The following is a 16,750-nucleotide window of genomic DNA, read 5'->3' on the forward strand; positions in this document are numbered from 1 at the left end:
CAAGGCTCATGCAAGCGAGCGTTTTGAAAGTGTCATCGCTTCTGCACATCTCAATGCACATTCGCACGATCCAAAGTTTCATACGTTTGTGCATGCAACATCATCGCGCGACATTGCGCTGCGCGAAAAATGATGAACCGTTGCTAACGCACGTGTTGCGATCAGGTATCGAGACGCACGCCGAGCTTGGCAAGCCGGCGTAAACCATCCGGCGTCGGCAGCAATGCGCGATTGCGATGTGCGCGACGAAGCCATCCAGCATCAAGCATGGCACCTGTAATCGCCACACCCAGCGGACCACCGAGATGCAGGCGGCGTTCGGTCCAATCCAGACAGCCGCGTCCGCGTAAACGCAGCAGCTGAAGCGCAGGCGTGGCCTCGAAGCCCGCACTTACCAGCGCGTCGGTGGCGGCGGGTTGCAGCGACATGCCGTCGCTTCCCGCATGCAGCCAGCCGCGCTCCAGCCACGCTTCGCACAGTGCAACGCCCAATTGACCGGCAAGATGCCGATAACAGGTCCGCGCACGACACAGTGCGGGATCGCGCGCTGCGGCCGACGACGCCGTGCGATTTGCATGCGGAAGTGCCATCGCTTCCAGCCATGCCGCAACATCGTCGTTCGCCAGCCGAAAATAGCGGTGGCGTCCCTGCTCATGCAAACCGAGCAGACCGCCATCAAGCAAGCGCTTAAGATGCGCACTCGCCGTCGCGGCACTGACGCCTGCGACACGCGCCAATTCGCCAGCGGGACGCATCGTGCCATCCATTAGCGCGAGCAACATCGCCGCCCTGGCCGGTTCCGCCAGCATGGAACCCAGCTCGGCAAGCTGATAGCGATTGAGTGGGCTGACTTCGGTCATGGGGCACAGTCTAGCCATCGTGCGTCGTCAACGCTTCGTTAGCAGCCGAAGCTTTTTGGCAACGATTATCGTCGTATTTCAGCGCTTTGCTTTGCTGACGGGCGTGACGACAACTTCGCATAGCCGATCAATGCCTCGGCAAGATGACTGAAGAGCGCTCGCGCGGGCGCGCTACGGCGCAGGTCCTCATGCATCACGACCCATGTATCCATGTTTATCGCCAGCTCGGGAAACAAACGCACAAGTGCCGGATCCCGCCGCGCGAGGCCCGCCTGGCAAACGCCAATGCCAAAGCCGGCGCGTATCGCCGATAGCGCAGCCATATCGTTATCGGTGCGCAACGAAAAGTTCTCGCGTGTATAGGGCATGCCGGGGGGACGCATGCTTCGTATGTACGCTGTCTCACGATCGAAACCGATCAGCGCGTGCTTGCTCAGATCGGCCATGCTCTTGGGACGCCCATTTGCCTGGATATAGCGCTTGTGTGCATGGAAGCCCAGGGCGATGTTGCCGACCTGTCGCGCCACCAAGGCCTCCTGCGTGGGGCGAACCATGCGAATGGCGATATCGGCATCGCGACGAAGCAGGTCTTCAGCCTGATTGGACAACGACAACTCGATCACGATGCCGGGATGCTGTTGCCTGAAATCGGCCAGCATGGGCGGAAGCACTTCGGCACCGATCACTTCGCTTGCCGTAACACGCACGACGCCAGCGACGGTGTCTTGCTGTGTCGTGGCCGCACGACGCAAGGCAGCGGAAGCCGATGCCATGGTCTGCGCGTGTGGTAGCAACGCATGCGCCATGTCCGTGGGCGTTAGTCCTTGTGGCGATCGCGCGAAAAGCGGCACGCCCAACGCATCTTCCAATTCGCGCATGTGCCGGCCGAGACTGGGTTGCGTCATGCCGAGCTCGCGCGCAGCGCCAGAAAGACTCCCTTCGCGCATAACCGCGAGGAAGGATCGATAGAGCTCCCAGCCGGGCTCGTGATTGGCCATGCATATTTGTATAGCAGATCTACGCTATTAGGCAATTTTCAATTAGCCATGACACGCCCAGACTGGCTCCATCTCAACGGAGGGCCTAGTCATGAACTCATCGAAGATAGCGCTGGTAGTGGGTGCCAATGGCGGCATTGGCGGCGAAGTGTGCATGGCTCTGAAGCGGCACGGATGGCAGGTGCGGGCACTCGTGCGCACACCACCAGCCGATGCCAACACCCATGGCATCACCTGGATGAAAGGCGACGCGATGCAATCCGACGATGTGCTGGCCGGCGCCGAAGGCGTCGATGTGATCGTTCACGCGGTCAATCCGCCCGGCTATCGCGGCTGGGACAAGCTGGTGTTGCCGATGCTGGACAACACGATTGCAGCAGCGCGTGCGGCAGGCGCCCGTATCGTCTTGCCCGGCACGATCTACAACTTTGGCACCGATGTCTTTCCATTTCTGCGCGAAGACTCCCCGCAACATCCCTGCTCGCGCAAGGGAGAAATTCGCGCGGAGATGGAACGTCGTCTCGCTGAAGCGAGCCACGAAGGCATACGCACATTGATTTTGCGCTGCGGCGATTTCATCGGTCCGCGCGCCGGCAATTCCTGGTTCTCGCAAGGTTTGACGAAACCTGGAAAACCGGTGACAACGGTCGCCTATCCCGGCGATTACGCCACCGGCCATGCATGGGCCTATCTACCCGACGCAGGCGAAACGATGGCTCGCTTGCTTGATCGCGAAGATGAGCTTGCGGATTTCGACGTCTTTCATTTCGGCGGTTACTGGCTGGATGGACATGGCATGCAGGACGCTGTTCGTCGCGCGACGGGCAATCCACGCATCGCCTTGAGCCACTTTCCCTGGTGGCTGGTTACCGTCGCTGCACCGTTCAACGAGACGATGCGCGAATTGCGCAAGATGCGTTATTTGTGGAAGAAACCCGCCAAGCTCGTCGACGACAAGCTTGTGGCCTTTCTTGGCGGTGAACCTTACACCCCGATCGACGAAGCATTGCGCACGACGCTGACCAGCATGCGTTGCCTGCCTGTGCAAACCAAATCGGTCGGTGCGCAGCTACTGGTGTAATCATAGGATCATGTACCGCGTGGCTTGGCACGATGCGTGGGCGTTGCCGTCCACGGATCGTCCGGCCACGGATGTTTGGGATAGCGGCCCTTCAATTCCTTCTTCACTTCCGGATACGTGCGTTCCCAGAACCCTTTCAGATCCTGTGTGACCTGTATTGGCCGCCCCGCAGGCGACAGCAAATGCAGCGTGACGGGAACGCGGTTTCCCGCCACGCACGGCGTATCGGCCAGACCGAATAATTCCTGCAGCTTCACCGCGAGTACGGGCGGCTCGCCAGGACTGTATTCCAGCCGCCGTGTTTGACCGCTGGGCACCGTCAAACTGTCGGGAACCTGCACGTCGAGTTGTTTGCGTTGTTCGTAGTCGAACAATGACCCCAGTGCTTGCGAAAGATCATCGGCGGCCAATGCATCGAGCTTTCGTATGCCTTGAAGATACGGCGCGAGCCATGTTTCGAGCGTATTGAGCAGCTGCGCGTCGGAAACGTCGGGCAATCCCAGTTCCGGCATCCACTCGCGCAGCGATTGCATGCGCAGGCGAAGGCGTCGCGCCGATTCGCTCCATGGCAATGCATCCAGGCCTCGCTGGCGAATCGCGGCAAGCAGCGCCGGAACGGCATCTTCCGCTTGCACGGGAACGCTACGGCGCTCGAGCACGATGCCCGCGAAACGGCGCTCGTCGAATGCCTCTACGGCTGCACGTTCGTCATTCCAGCGCACCGCGCGAACGCGCTTGAACTGGTCTGGATAGTCCTCTTCCAACACGCGCGGATCGAACGGTGCCGCGGAAAGTATCAGGCTGTCGCGTGATTCATGCCGCAAATCCAGCGCCACCAGCCAAGGTTCGCCGAGCAATGCGGTTTGTTCGTGCAGACGCGCGCCGCGTCCGTTGGCGAGCGTGTATCGCAACGTATTATTTTCGTCCTGACGGGCGATGCGATCCGGGAAGGCATGCAGCATGAGATCGCCGACAGCGTGACTGTGTGGCACACCGCTGGCCGCACTGCGGACATCCAGACGGCGGCGCCAGCCTTTGCAGGCCTGCTCGATGGCGGCAAGCGCTCCGCTATCCGCACCACCGCCTTGTCCCGTAGCGCTGCGACGATCGCGCCATGTATGCAGCGCGTTCACGCGCACACGAAAGTCATCGCTGCGCGCTTGCTCGCCACGCATCGGCGAACGTGCCTCCATCAATGCAAGCAAATCAGCAACGAGTGGACGCCACGTTTCGGGAGCGCGTAGCGCCGCCGCACCGAGACGCGGCGTCGCACCAAGTTCCAGCATATTTCGCCCCAGCGGCGTGATGCGCTGTTGCGTATCGAGCGCACCCAGACGCGTCAACAGCTCGCGCGCTTGCGCCAGCGCACCGTTCGGCGGCGAATCAAGCCAGGGCAATTCCGCACTGCCCCATGCGGCAAGTTCCAGGGCGAGTCCGGACAATTCTGCCTGCATGATCTCCGCGGTTCGCGCGGGATCGAGCCGCCGGCTTTGCGGCCAGAGCCGATAGGCCGTGCCTTCCGCCACGCGGCCCGCACGACCGGCGCGCTGATCGGCTGATGCTTGCGAGATGTTCACCGTTTCCAATCGCGTAAAGCCCGAATTGGGATCGAAGCGCGGCTCACGTGCCAGGCCCGCATCGATGACGGTGCGAATGCCTGGCAAGGTGACGCTGGATTCCGCGACGTTGGTGGCGAGAACGATGCGTCGCGTACCCTCTTCTGCCGGCGCCAGCGCGAGTTGCTGTTCGGCCAGTGAAAGTTCGCCATGCAATGCAACGACTTCCACGTCGTCGCGCTGCAGAGTTTGCGACAAGACGTTTTCGGCACGTGCGATCTCACGACGACCCGGCAGAAATGCCAGCAGATCGCCCGCACTCTCTTCGAGCGCCTGCTTGGCAATGCGCGCCATGTGATGCTCGATGCTTTCCTGCGCGCGCGCAGGCGGATATTCGATGCGAACGGGAAAGCTGCGACCCGGACTGCTGATGCGCGGCGCATCCATCCACTGCGCAATGCGCTCGCCATCCAGCGTGGCCGACATCACGACGATACGCAGATCCCGACGCAACGTTGCTTGAATGTCCAGCGCCAATGCCGCACCGAGATCACCTGCCAAATGACGCTCGTGAAATTCGTCGAACAGAATCGCACCGATATCCGTGAGCTCGGGATCGTCCTGGATCAGGCGTGTGAGAATGCCCTCGGTCACCACTTCGATACGCGTGGCGTTGCCGACTTTCGATTCGAAGCGAATGCGATAACCGACCGTCTGCCCAACCTGCTCACCACGCTGCTGTGCCATGAACTGCGCAGCAGCACGCGCCGCGATACGACGCGGCTCGAGCATCACGATCTTTTTGGCCGCCAGCCACGATGCGTCGAGCAATGCGAGCGGAACCTGCGTCGTTTTACCCGCACCAGGAGGTGCTTCGAGCACCAGCCGCGGCCGCGCCTCCAGCGAGGCGCGGATGTCGGGCAACAACGCGGTGATCGGGAACACGAGCGGTTTCATGCGCCCGATGATAGTGGCGTTGACCTTGAACGCGAACCTACGCCGTGCATGCCCCACGAAGGGGCATGCACTAACAGTCAGTTACTGTTTGAGCGGATATGTCACAGGATTGGGCGCCGGCGCGTTCGCCGCGGGAGGACGCGCACGCAACGGTGCCAGCGACTCGAAGCCATTCTGGTAATCATTGGTAATTTGCTTGGCATCGTCACTGTCCGTAATCACGCGCGGCGTAATCAACACGATCAGTTCAGTGCGGGTCTTGGACTTGCCCGTTGAGCCGAACAGCTTGCCCAGTACGGGAATGTCGCTCAGCAACGGAACACCCTGGCCATTGTCGGAGTTTATCTGCTGAATCAAGCCGCCTAGCAGCACGGTCTGTCCATTCTGCACGCCAAGCTGAGTCGCGATCTGGCGCTGTTCAATGGTGTAGTTACCCTGGCTATTAGCCGCACCCGTGGTGGCGCTGACTTGCTGATCGATGTTGAGATAGATCAGTCCACCCGGATTAACACGCGGCTGCACGTCGAGAATGATGCCGGTGGGAATGTATTCCACCTGGCCGACCGTCGTGGCGGTCGTGCCGGTGGTCAGTCCGTTGTAATACGTCTGATTGACTGGAATCTGATTGCCCACCTGGATGTGCGCCACCTGATTGTTGAGCACCACCAGCGAAGGCGCCGACAGGGTCTTGGTGTTCTGGCTGCTTTCCAGCGCGTTGAGCGCTACCTGAAATTTTCCATTCGAACTCAGGAACGAATAGAAGAACGGCTGCCCGCCATAAGTATTGGTCGAGTTTGAATTGGCGCCAATGCCACCGCCAAGACCAATCATGCGGTGCGCTTCCGGATTGCCTGGCGTGTAGCCGCCGCTGGAATTCTGCGAGCCGCCAGCCAGACCTTGCAGATACCACTGCACACCGTATTCGAGATCTCCCTGCAGATCGACTTCGAACACGCGCGTTTCGATCTGCACCTGCAACGGCGGTACGTCGAGCTGCTTGATTGCACCAAGAATTTCCAGCCACTGCGCCGGACGGCAACGCACCAGCAGCTGATTGTTGGCATCCACGGAACTGATTCGGATGCTGCCATCTTTCGAGCTGTAACCCTGATCCTGGTTGTTGTTGTTGGCCAAGCCGCCATTCATACCCACGCCACTGACACCAGTGCTGCCGCCGGTACCGCCGGACGTGCTGCCAAACGCGCCACTCGTACCCGAACTGGATGTCGACGGGAACGAACTTGACCCGCTGCTGCTGCCCAGACCACTCGAAAGACCACCGCTGGTGGAACTACCGAAGCTGCCGGCCGTGCTGCCCATGCCGCTGGACGAACCGCTCGCATTGTTGCCAATACCGAGTGTCGTCGCGCCACCGGCGCCCGGTGCAACAGCTCCGCCGTGATCGCTACTGCTGCCGCCGGCATTGTCGGTGTAGATCTGTGCGAGATAGTGCGCAAGGTCGGACGCATTGTCGTTGCGCACATCGTAGACATAGAGCTGCGGTTCGTTGCCGCCACCGAGATCGATCTTCGCAATCCAATCGCCGACTTCGCTGAGGTAATTCGGTTGCGTGCTGATCACCACCAGTGCGTTGGTGCGCTTGATGGGAATGAAGCGCAGCATGCCGGCCAACGGTGTATCGCCCTTGGGCCCGAACATGCTGTCGAGCTGCGGCATCAGATCGTCGACCGTCGCGTGCTGAAGATTGAACACACCGACCGACATGCCGCGCAACCAATCGACATCGAAGGTGCGCACCGTGCGGTTGTAGTTGTCCAGTTCATCGGGCGTACCCGACACGACGATGACATTGCGCGCGTTGTCGACCAAGAGGATCGAATCAGGCCGCGCGAACGGCTTCAGCAGCTTCTGCATCTGATCGGCAGCGATGTAATGCAGCGGGAACAGCCGCGCTTGCAATCCTCCGGCCGGTGCCGCAGCGCCAAGACTGGGCGCGACATTACCTTGCACGGCATCCTTCTCCGGCATGACAACGTAGCGGCCATCCGTCTTGATTACCGTGTTGTGCGTCCACGACAGCAACGTTTCCAGGATGGGCATCGCCTGGCTGCTGTCCACCGGTTCAGAAGTAGAGAAGGAAATATTGCCTTCCACGCCCGGCACGATGGTGTAGTTCTGTTGCAGCAGATCGCCAAGGATCGCCTTCACCACCGCCTGCACAGGCTGATTTTCGAAGTTGAACGTCACCGCACCGCTACCGGTAGCCGCCGGTCGCGGTGTCGACAACGCAGTCGGGCGTACGAATTGGCCGGTACCGGTGCTGACGCTGGCCACACTTGGCGCGGCGGGAGCGTTGTTCAAGCTGTTATTGAGCGATTGCGGCTGCGGTGCGGGCTTGTCGGTCCCCGCGACCGCTTCGCGCTCCAGCGACAGGTCCGGCTGGATCAGCGGCTTGTTCGCCGCGCAACCACTCAAGAAGACGGCCAGCGCGAAGGCGCCGATGTGCAGGCCGTGGCGTCGGTAACGTTGCATGCGCGTGTGTGACATGGATCAGTGTTCTCCTTGAGCGTTCCCGGATGGCTGCTGGGAGCGCTGCTTAAGAATGGCGGCCCGGAGCTTGAGTAAACGTTGAGATTGAGCGTCGTTGGGTTGAGGCGCTAAAGGCACACCCTGCTGTACTGGCGTGCCCATTCCCGGACCAGGCACCATGGGCCCGACACTGGGTGGGCCGCCCATGGGAATGGCCTGGTTGGTGGCGCTCGCATTCTTTTGATCGATGGGTGCACCAGCGGGCAATTTCAGTTCTGTGCGCCCACTGGACGAGGCAAAGATGGCCGAACGCGGAAGCACCTTGATCAGCTTCCAGCTGCTGTCCGGCAACATGGCACCTTCGCGTACGCGAACATCTTGGCTGGTATCGCTCTTGTTGTTGTCGTGGTCGTGCGCGCTACCGAGCAATGCCATACGCAGAGTGGGCGTGATAATGACGCCGGTCAGTTGCAGATCGCCGATGCTGACGCCTTCGTTATTACCGCTGGAAACGATAGGTTTGCGATCGCTGCTGAACAGCGGATGCTCCCAGACCTGCGAGTAAGTCTGCAGCAATGGTGGCGATGGTAGCGCGACGTTGTGCATGACAGGCAGTGGTGGTGTAACACGCGGCGGATCCCATTCCACACTGCGACCCACCCCAAAAAGCAGCGACAGAAAGACGACGCCAAGCACAGCGACTGCTGCGGCACACGCGGGTGTCAGGCGACGTTGCGCGGCGGCGTTCATGGCGCGTCATCCCCCGTTGTGGCGGCAGCGTCCGCCGAACCGGCAGCAGGCGCCTTCGCATGCACGTAACCGGCTAGCGTGAATTGAACTTCCAAGGGTGCAACGCCGGTCTTCTGCATGGCGATCAGCGGATTGCGATAAACGCTGAAGTCCTGCACAAACAGATAAGGCTTGCCTTTCTCAAGCGCATACAACAACCCGATCAACGGCTGCACGTCACAGTGCAGGCTGATGCTCACGACCACTTTGCGATACGGATCGCCCGGTGTTGCAGGCGGATTGGGCACCGGCATCTTCTGACTGACTTCGCAGCTGCCTTGCTGCGATTGCGCGGCGGCGTCGTCCACCACGCGCTGCATCAAGCCGGCGGCAGCAGCGTTCGGATCGTTTTCAGGCAGGAAGGTGCTGCTATCGATGGAGTCGCGGCCAAGCTCCGCAAGGCGCTTCTGCAATTGTGGTTTTTCTGCGATCGCTGCGGCGAAGCGGCTCTGCGTGTCGCGCAGATCGTCCATCTGACTGCTGATATCGCGCAATGGCGCGACGAACCACCAGTGCAGCAACAGGAAATAGGCAAGCACGATAACCAGCACGAGCAAGCCAATCGCAGCAAGGCGGCTTTCCAGCGGCTTCATCGGCCTTAAGTTCATGGCGTTGCTCCCGCCGTGCTGCTGGCCGCGGGTTTGGCGCTCTTGGGCTTGACCAACTGCGCGTCCATGTAGAAACGCTCCTTGTTGGTCTGCGGATCGCGCTGAATGACACCCTGGAAATTCGCACCCGTAATCAGCTTGCTGCTTTGGAGCACGTCGATCAGCGGCGCCGCCTTGGCGCTTTGTCCCTGAATACCGATGCGGCCGCCGCTATCGATGGTGAAACGTTCCAGCCATGTGTCATCGGGGATGCGCGTGGTGAGATCCTGCAACACATCGACAATGGCAACGGCATCGGTCTTGCGATGGGCGAGGAATCCGGAAGCGCCAGCGCTATCTTCAAGCTGCTTGCGAAGATCGGCGATCTTCTGCGCATCTGCGCGCATATCGTCGACCTGCGATTGCATGGCGGTGAGTGTGTCTTCGCGATTGTGCAGCCACTGCCCTAAGCACAACAGCAACAGTACGAGCGCTGCAATGGCCAGACCAATGTTGAGCCTGCGGCGCGGATCGGGATGCGCGCGCGCCATCTCCGGCGGCAACAGGTTCACACCCAGACGCTTGTCGCCCTCGCACAGATCGACCGCATCAATAGCGATACCCGCCTTGCGCAACTGCTCCAGTTGCGCATCGACTGCGGCACGCGGCACCGCAACGAGTTCGGCGGCGATGCGGCCCGCGGTCACGGAAACGGAAAGTTCGCGCAGGTCGTAGTACACCTGCTCAATGCGGAACGGTGTTTGCCGATCCATTTCGAACGCGCCGATCTGACGCAAGTTGTCGCGCGCCGCTTCGGGCAACACGATTCGGCGCCGCAACACCGCGTCTTGTGGCAGGCACAGCGCCAGGCGCAGGTCCTGCGGATCGATACCCGTTACAGCCGATTTCAACAGCGCCTGTTGTTCGGGTGCATCGAGCTCATCGCTCCAGGGCGCCGACACCGCCGGTTGGCCGCTGCGATGCACGGACCATTGGCCACCGTGGTGCCGCAACAGGCACCAGACGTTGCCGGCGCGGAAATACGCCTGCCAGCGAACCGGCAGCAACTCGCGCAATTCGCCGCCCCACCACGCAAAGAATGCGGGCATGGGCGAACTTCGCCATGCGCGGCGTGCGCGATCGAGCTGCGATCGCCATGTCTGTGTTGCGGAATTCACTCCCCATCTCCCTCTTGCCAGCGCAGCACCGCAAAAGATTGCGACCCGGGCCGATATCCCTGCAAGCGTACCGTGGCACGCAGCACTGCGCGCGTTCCATCGGCCAAAACTGCTTCGGAACGAATACTATCTGTGATGCCGTTATTGGATAGCCCCGCGAGGGGGTTGGCAGCAGCGGCCGCAGCCGCAGCCGTGCGATTGGCAATCATCGCCTGCGCCTGTTGCATGTTCATGCCAGGCAACGCGGCCAGATCGAGCAGCGGTGCGGTGGCCGGGTCGGGGCTGGTACGGCCGGACCAGATCGTGACGTAGGGGGAAAGGGCTTCGTACAGCGCTGGGTTCATCCCCAGCACCATCTGCAATTCGTCCAGGCTGGCGAAGGGTCCGTTGCGGGGGCCGTAGTCGCGCCCGGCCGCGATATAGGCTGCCTTGCGCTGACTCGCTTGCTGCGGGGACACGGCGAAGCTGCGCCAGTCGACGACGGACTGCGCAAGTTGTGCAGCATGATTCTGATCGACGCCCGCCGCGACGAAGAGATTGGTGATGACATCGGGCGTAGCGGCATTGATATCCACTTTGCCGCTTTCGGAAATGATGGAAACGGCGACTTTCGAATCTTCGAACGCGAACGGATACATGCGTCCGTCCGCCATCCACCGATCGGCCATGTTTGGCGCTTGCAATGCATAGATTGCGCGCATCAACCCGGCTTCGGCGGCATAGTGCGCGCGCGTCTGCTGGAACTGATATGTCGCTTGCAAACCTTCGGTGTGCGCCAGTGCTGCATAGCCGCCCAACAGAATGGCGAGCAGCGTGCATGCCCACATGACCAGTAACAAAGCAACACCGCGTTGGGTCTTTTTCATCACATCACCGGCTGCGGCTGTTGCAGGCCTCGCAGCAAACCCGGACCCTGTGCGGCTGCTGCATTGACGCGCAACGGTGCGCTCAGCAGTGGCCACTCTCTTCCGTGTGCGAGCGTCAGCTTGATTTCGACGATGTTCGGCATGTTGCCGGTAAATTTCCAATCGTCCTGCCAATCCATCGGCTGGCCTTGTGCATTGAGGCCGCGATAACTGAAAGCGCCATCGACAACGCCATCGACCAATACCTGGGGATCGCCCAACGGATGCAGCGGGCTGCCATCGGGCGGCAGTTCGGCAAGGCTTGCGACAAGTTGCTTGCCGTCCCTGTCCGTCGACACCAGTTTCACGTCGATCAGCTGCGGCCCCATCCTGCCCAAATAACCCGGCAACGGCGCGACGAAGCGCATTTCGTCGCTGCTGCCGACGAAGAAGATGTTGTTGCCGCTGTCGTCATGCGCGATGGCCTGCGCCAAGGCCTGCATCAGTTCGCGCCGCAGGAATTGCTGCGAGGAACGCACTTGGTCCAGTTGCTCGATCTTCAACTCACCCGATTCCACTGTATGCGTCGACGAACGAATGCCGGCATAAACACCCAGTAGCAATAACGACAATAGCGCTAGCGCTGCCAGGACTTCGAATAAGGTAAACCCGGCCGTATGCTTCATAACGGCGCCGTGGGACTGTTGACGGAGCCGATGCGCAATGTACTGAAGTGCGCCTTGTGCTCGAAGGGTTCGGCACCCCACATGACGTCGAGATCAAGCCGGTACATTTGCATCGCATTGGCGTTCGTAGCCGACGCAACACCCGGTGCGGTCCACGGCGTAACGGCGAGTTTCCAGCGATAGTGATCGTCGAAGTGCCCCTCGGTGACGCCAGGCTTCACCGGATCGATCGCAAAGCGCGTATCCAGCAGCGTGCGTGCCCATAAGGCGGCCTGACTATGATCGGCTGCGTCTTTGGACAGACGAATCGAACCACCGGCAACTTCCATCAAGGCACCAAATGCAATCGCCAACAGCATGATCGCGGCGATCACCTCGAGCAGGCTGAAGCCTCGCGCATGGCGCCTCGATGCGTTCATGTGTTCTTGGCCGTGTCGTAGATGCTGATGGCGCCGGTCAGCCATGACACGTTGACGTGCCATTCGCGCCGCCCGCTACGCAACGTAATGCGGCCGCCGGTGGAACTGCCATCGGGGAAGAAACGGATACGTGCAACGTCACCGCTGCTCTGATCGCTAGCCGCGCTGGTCACAGACAGATCCAGTCCTTTGGGCAGACGCACGTCTCGTTTGTCGGTACCGCTGTAGGTCGCGTTGCTGGTGTCGATCTGAAAGATGCGCTGCTGGCCGTGCACGATCGCTTGCGTGCGTGTCGCGCGCAGCGATGCGGCAAGTTCACCGGCGGCGGCGTTGATACGCGCACTTGCCAATCCATGCGTGACCGACACCGCAACTGCTGCTGCCGCGATACCGATGAGCAGAATCACGGCAAGCATTTCGAACAACGTAAAGGCGCGCAGCGCACGCCTGGATCGATAACGGCGGGACCGTGAAAAAGCGGCGGAATGAGGCGTCTTTGCACAGCCCCATCCAGCAACGCTTGCTACCGGTCCCTGGATGTTCACTGCCAGTTACCCACGTCGGCGCTATAGCCATCGCCACCCGGCTTGCCGTCCTGACCGTAGAAAATCAGGTCGTACGCACCGTGCTCACCGGGATACTTGTAGCCAAAGTCATGCCCCCAGGGATCCTTCAACTGCGAGGGCTTCAAATACGGGCCCTGCCAATTGGTAGCGGCAGCCGGTTTGCTCACGAGATCGCCCAGCTGCGCGGGCGGCGAACCGTTGTCCAGCGCATACGCATCCACCGCCTGACTGATCGTGGTGAGCTGCGCTTTGCCTGCGCCGTACTTGCCCTTGTCCACGCTGTTGCCAACCTGACGAACGACGATGGCGCCGACGATACCAATCAGCACGATCACTGCCAGCATTTCCAGCAGGGTGAAGCCAGCGCTGCGGCGTGGATGACGCAGTTGCCGGGTTCGCGGATATCTGTACTGCATGGGCTGGTTTCTCCGTTTTAGGCGTGTAGCGTGTGGGATGCGTTTATCGGACAACGCAAATCATTGGATGTTGCTGGTAAGACTGAGCAGCGGCAACAGGATGGCCGACATGATGATGGCCACAAAAACCGTCATGACGATGGTAAGCGCAGGAACTAACGCAGCCAGCAGACGATCGATCGCACGGCGGCTTTCAATCTCGAACGTGTCGGCGACTTTCAGCAGCATGGTATCGAGCTGGCCCGCTTCTTCGCCCACTTGCACCATCTGAATCGCCAGACGCGGAAAGCGCTGCGATTGCGACAGCGCGAGGCTCAAACCGTTACCGCCCTTGACCATTTCCGTGGCTTGTATGAGCGACTCATCCAACGCGCGGTTAGATGTGACCTGCCGCGCAATACCGAGCGCCGAAAGCAACGGCACGCCGTTCTTGACCAGCGTGCCGAGCGTGCGTGCAAGACGCGCCGTTTCCACTTTCAATACCAGCGGACCGATCATGCGTATCTTCAACAGCTTCTCGTGCCACGCGAGCCGCAATGCCGGATCGCGCATGCGTGAGCGCCATACGAAGATGCCACCGACAACAAGCAAAATGATCAGCCACCACCAATCCTGCAGTGTGGTGCCAAGCGCGAGCACGGCGCGCGTGATCCACGGAATCGGCACCTGCATGTCCTGAAAGATCGGCACGAATTGCGGCACGACATACGTGAGCAGCAACAACAGCGAGCCCAGCACGCCCACCATCAGGAACGCCGGATAGATCAGTGCGTTGATGATGCTGCCGCGCAGTTGCTGCGAGCGTTCCAGGTAATCGGCGAGACGACGCAACGTGTCTTCCAGCGATCCGCCCACTTCGCCCGCGCGCACCAGCGCGATGTAAAGCTTGGGAAAGACCCCGTGCTCTTCATCCAGCGATTGCGAAAGCGTGGTGCCGCCGCGCACGCGGTCGCGCACACGTTCGATCAATTTTTTTGCGTGCTCGCCTTCGGGCAGATCCATCAGTATGCCGAGCGCGCGATCGAGCGGCTGTCCTGCACCAAGCAGCGTCGCCAGCTGATGCGTGAACTGCGCCAGTTGATCGCCATTGAACGGACCGCGCTTGAAAAAGCCCGCAAATCCGGTGCCCTCGCCGCCCGCGTCAGCCGGCTTGGCTTCCAGCGGCGTGTGGCCCTGATCCTGCAGGCGCATGACGACTTCGTCGAGGCTCGATGCCTCCATCTGCCCTTGCAGGATTTCGCCAGCGGCACTGACGGCGCGGTAACGGAACTGGCTCATATCAAGAATGGCTCTTTACGTTTGCCTCCTCTCCCCTCCGGGGAGAGGATCGAGGTGAGGGGCCAATCTTGCGTCGTGGCAGCATCGAAATCCGCTGCCATGTGAGCGAGGGGCGAGAACCGCCCCTCACCCCAGCCCTCTCCCCGGAGGGGAGAGGGAGCAACGCTGAGACGATTAGCCCTCTTGCGTGACACGCAACACCTCCTCGATGGTGGTGATGCCCGCCACAGCTTTGGCAATGCCATCTTCATACATGGTGCGCATGCCTTCCGCACGCGCCTGACGTTCGATCTCGCCAGCATCGGCACGCTGCATCACCAGGCGACGCAGCGCATCGCTCATTACGAGAAATTCCAGAATGGCGCGACGGCCGCGATAACCCGTGGGATTAGACGTGCTGGTACCCGGCTTCCACAAGCGAATCGGCCGCTCGTCGGTGTACTTCTCCAACTCGAACTCTTTGACGACTTCCGGTGGCGCCTCATAAGGAATTGCCGTTTCCGGATCGAGTCGGCGCACAAGACGCTGCGCGAGAATGCCGTTGACGGTGGAGCCGAGCAGATAATCTTCCACGCCCATGTCGAGCATGCGCGTGACGCCGCCTGATGCGCTGTTCGTATGCAGGGTTGACAGCACAAGGTGACCGGTCAACGCGGACTGGATGGCGATGCGGCACGTTTCCAGATCGCGCATTTCGCCGATCATGATGACGTCCGGATCCTGTCGCATGATCGAACGCAATGCATTGGCGAAATCCAGACCGATCTGCGGCTTCACCTGAATCTGGTTGATGCCCTCAAGCTGGTATTCGACCGGATCTTCCACCGTGATGATCTTGACGCCGGGCGTGTTGATCTTCGACAGCGCGGTGTAAAGCGTGGTGGTTTTGCCCGAACCGGTCGGACCGGTGACGAGCAGAATGCCGTGCGGCCGCTGCAGCACCTCCACGAAACGTTCACGGAAGTTCTCGGTGAATCCGAGCGATGCAAAATCGAACACCACCGTTTCGCGGTCGAGAATACGCATCACCACCGACTCGCCGAAGCTGGTCGGCACGGTGGAAACGCGCAAGTCGAGTTCCTTGCCTTGCACGCGCAATTGAATGCGGCCGTCTTGCGGCAGGCGGCGCTCGGCGATGTTGAGCTTCGCCATGATCTTTACGCGGCTGATCACGGCAGCGGTCGAGCTGGACGGCGGCGCTTCCACTTCGTGCAGCACGCCGTCGATGCGGTAGCGCACTTTCAACCGGTTTTCGAACGGCTCGATATGCACGTCCGATGCACGCTGTTCGACCGCGCGTTGAAGAATCAGGTTGACCAGGCGAATCACCGGCGCTTCGGATGCCAGATCGCGCAGGTGTTCGACATCGTCTTCTTCCGCCGCACTGCCATCGAGATTTTCCACGATGGTGCCCATCGCCGATCGGCCCTGACCGTAATAACGCTCGATCAGATCGTCGATCTCCGAACGCACGCCGATACAAAGCGCCACCGGTTTGCCCGCGGCAAGACGCACGGCGTGCAGCGGATAGGTATCGGCCGGATCGGACACCATCAGTGCAAGACCGTCATCACCTACACGCACCGGCACGACGTGCTGCTGCTTGAGGAAGCGAACGGAAATATCGAAGTCAACGGGCGGCATGTCGGGGGCATCACGTGCGGCGAGCAACGGCGCATCCAGACGTTCCGCCCAGGCTTCGGCCAGCTCGCGCTCGGAGACCAGGCCCAGCCGGGCCAGCAAAGCGGTCAAGGTGCCCTCGGGCGCTTCTTCATGAAGACGGCGTGCGCGGGCCAAATCGTTGTCTTTCAGGCGCCCACGCGCCACCAGCAGTGTGCACACTGCCAATTCATGGTCATCCGTGGCCTTCATCGCCCCAACGGACGCCGGCTTTACGACTGCCGACATGTTCCACCCCGCTCGTGACCTACGTCTCAATATGTCTTCAACTGCCCGACGTTCCCACGTGTCGAGCAGACGAATCCCATTCGTAACACAACCTTCAAGCGACTGGCGAGCCTTGTTAGGCGGATATCTATGCGAT

15 protein-coding genes are annotated in these 16,750 nt (G+C 60.8%); 1 reads left to right on the forward strand and 14 read right to left on the reverse strand.

Annotation, left to right across the window (positions count from 1 at the left end):
- Nucleotides 1–161 precede the first annotated feature (161 nt).
- Together EKH79_RS10525 and EKH79_RS10530 are read right to left on the reverse strand one after the other, a co-directional pair.
- A complete protein-coding gene (locus EKH79_RS10525) occupies nt 162–860 on the reverse strand; it encodes an ArsR/SmtB family transcription factor (RefSeq protein WP_126673735.1) in 699 nt (232 codons plus the stop codon).
- A 65-nt stretch (nt 861–925) separates the two neighbouring features.
- Nucleotides 926–1,858, reverse strand: coding sequence for a LysR family transcriptional regulator (locus EKH79_RS10530; RefSeq protein WP_126673736.1), 933 nt, complete (start codon nt 1,856–1,858; stop codon nt 926–928).
- Nucleotides 1,859–1,949: 91 nt separating this feature from the next.
- On the opposite strand from EKH79_RS10530, the gene EKH79_RS10535 reads away from it, so the two are divergent.
- Nucleotides 1,950–2,939, forward strand: coding sequence for an NAD(P)H-binding protein (locus EKH79_RS10535; RefSeq protein ID WP_126673737.1), 990 nt, complete (start codon nt 1,950–1,952; stop codon nt 2,937–2,939).
- An 8-nt stretch (nt 2,940–2,947) separates the two neighbouring features.
- On the opposite strand, the gene hrpB is transcribed toward EKH79_RS10535, so the two are convergent.
- From hrpB to gspE, 12 genes are all read right to left on the reverse strand, one after another.
- Nucleotides 2,948–5,452: an ATP-dependent helicase HrpB gene (gene hrpB, locus EKH79_RS10540; protein ID WP_126673738.1), complete on the reverse strand. Its 2,505-nt coding sequence runs from the start codon at nt 5,450–5,452 to the stop codon at nt 2,948–2,950.
- Between the two features lie 81 nt (nt 5,453–5,533).
- Nucleotides 5,534–7,960, reverse strand: a complete 2,427-nt coding sequence (gene gspD, locus EKH79_RS10545; protein WP_233590268.1) for a type II secretion system secretin GspD — start codon at nt 7,958–7,960, stop codon at nt 5,534–5,536.
- Nucleotides 7,961–7,963: 3 nt separating this feature from the next.
- Nucleotides 7,964–8,692: a general secretion pathway protein GspN gene (locus EKH79_RS10550; RefSeq protein WP_126673739.1), complete on the reverse strand. Its 729-nt coding sequence runs from the start codon at nt 8,690–8,692 to the stop codon at nt 7,964–7,966.
- Nucleotides 8,689–9,339, reverse strand: coding sequence for a type II secretion system protein GspM (gspM, locus tag EKH79_RS10555; protein ID WP_126673740.1), 651 nt, complete (start codon nt 9,337–9,339; stop codon nt 8,689–8,691). The genes EKH79_RS10550 and gspM overlap by 4 nt, the downstream gene beginning before the upstream one ends.
- Nucleotides 9,336–10,496 (reverse strand): PilN domain-containing protein, encoded by a 1,161-nt coding sequence (locus tag EKH79_RS10560; protein ID WP_126673741.1) that lies wholly within the window; start codon nt 10,494–10,496, stop codon nt 9,336–9,338. Before EKH79_RS10560 ends, gspM begins: the two co-directional genes overlap by 4 nt.
- Nucleotides 10,493–11,362: a type II secretion system minor pseudopilin gene (locus EKH79_RS10565; protein WP_126673742.1), complete on the reverse strand. Its 870-nt coding sequence runs from the start codon at nt 11,360–11,362 to the stop codon at nt 10,493–10,495. The genes EKH79_RS10560 and EKH79_RS10565 overlap by 4 nt, the downstream gene beginning before the upstream one ends.
- Nucleotides 11,362–12,027, reverse strand: coding sequence for a prepilin-type N-terminal cleavage/methylation domain-containing protein (locus EKH79_RS10570; RefSeq protein ID WP_126673743.1), 666 nt, complete (start codon nt 12,025–12,027; stop codon nt 11,362–11,364). The genes EKH79_RS10565 and EKH79_RS10570 overlap by 1 nt, the downstream gene beginning before the upstream one ends.
- Entirely contained in the window at nt 12,024–12,446 is a 423-nt protein-coding gene (locus EKH79_RS10575; protein ID WP_126673744.1) for a type IV pilus modification PilV family protein, read from the reverse strand. Before EKH79_RS10575 ends, EKH79_RS10570 begins: the two co-directional genes overlap by 4 nt.
- Nucleotides 12,443–12,886 carry a GspH/FimT family pseudopilin gene (locus EKH79_RS10580; protein WP_425478496.1) on the reverse strand — a complete coding sequence of 148 codons (444 nt, stop codon included), beginning with the start codon at nt 12,884–12,886 and terminating at the stop codon, nt 12,443–12,445. Before EKH79_RS10580 ends, EKH79_RS10575 begins: the two co-directional genes overlap by 4 nt.
- A gap of 101 nt (nt 12,887–12,987) precedes the next feature.
- Entirely contained in the window at nt 12,988–13,428 is a 441-nt protein-coding gene (gene gspG / locus EKH79_RS10585) for a type II secretion system major pseudopilin GspG (protein ID WP_126673746.1), read from the reverse strand.
- Nucleotides 13,429–13,488: 60 nt separating this feature from the next.
- Complete coding sequence (gspF, locus tag EKH79_RS10590; RefSeq protein ID WP_126673747.1) at nt 13,489–14,706, reverse strand: type II secretion system inner membrane protein GspF; 1,218 nt, start codon at nt 14,704–14,706, stop codon at nt 13,489–13,491.
- A 174-nt stretch (nt 14,707–14,880) separates the two neighbouring features.
- Nucleotides 14,881–16,614: a type II secretion system ATPase GspE gene (gspE, locus tag EKH79_RS10595; protein WP_126673748.1), complete on the reverse strand. Its 1,734-nt coding sequence runs from the start codon at nt 16,612–16,614 to the stop codon at nt 14,881–14,883.
- Nucleotides 16,615–16,750 lie beyond the last annotated feature (136 nt).

The organism is Dyella dinghuensis, from assembly GCF_003977615.1.
Lineage (GTDB): Bacteria > Pseudomonadota > Gammaproteobacteria > Xanthomonadales > Rhodanobacteraceae > Dyella_B > Dyella_B dinghuensis.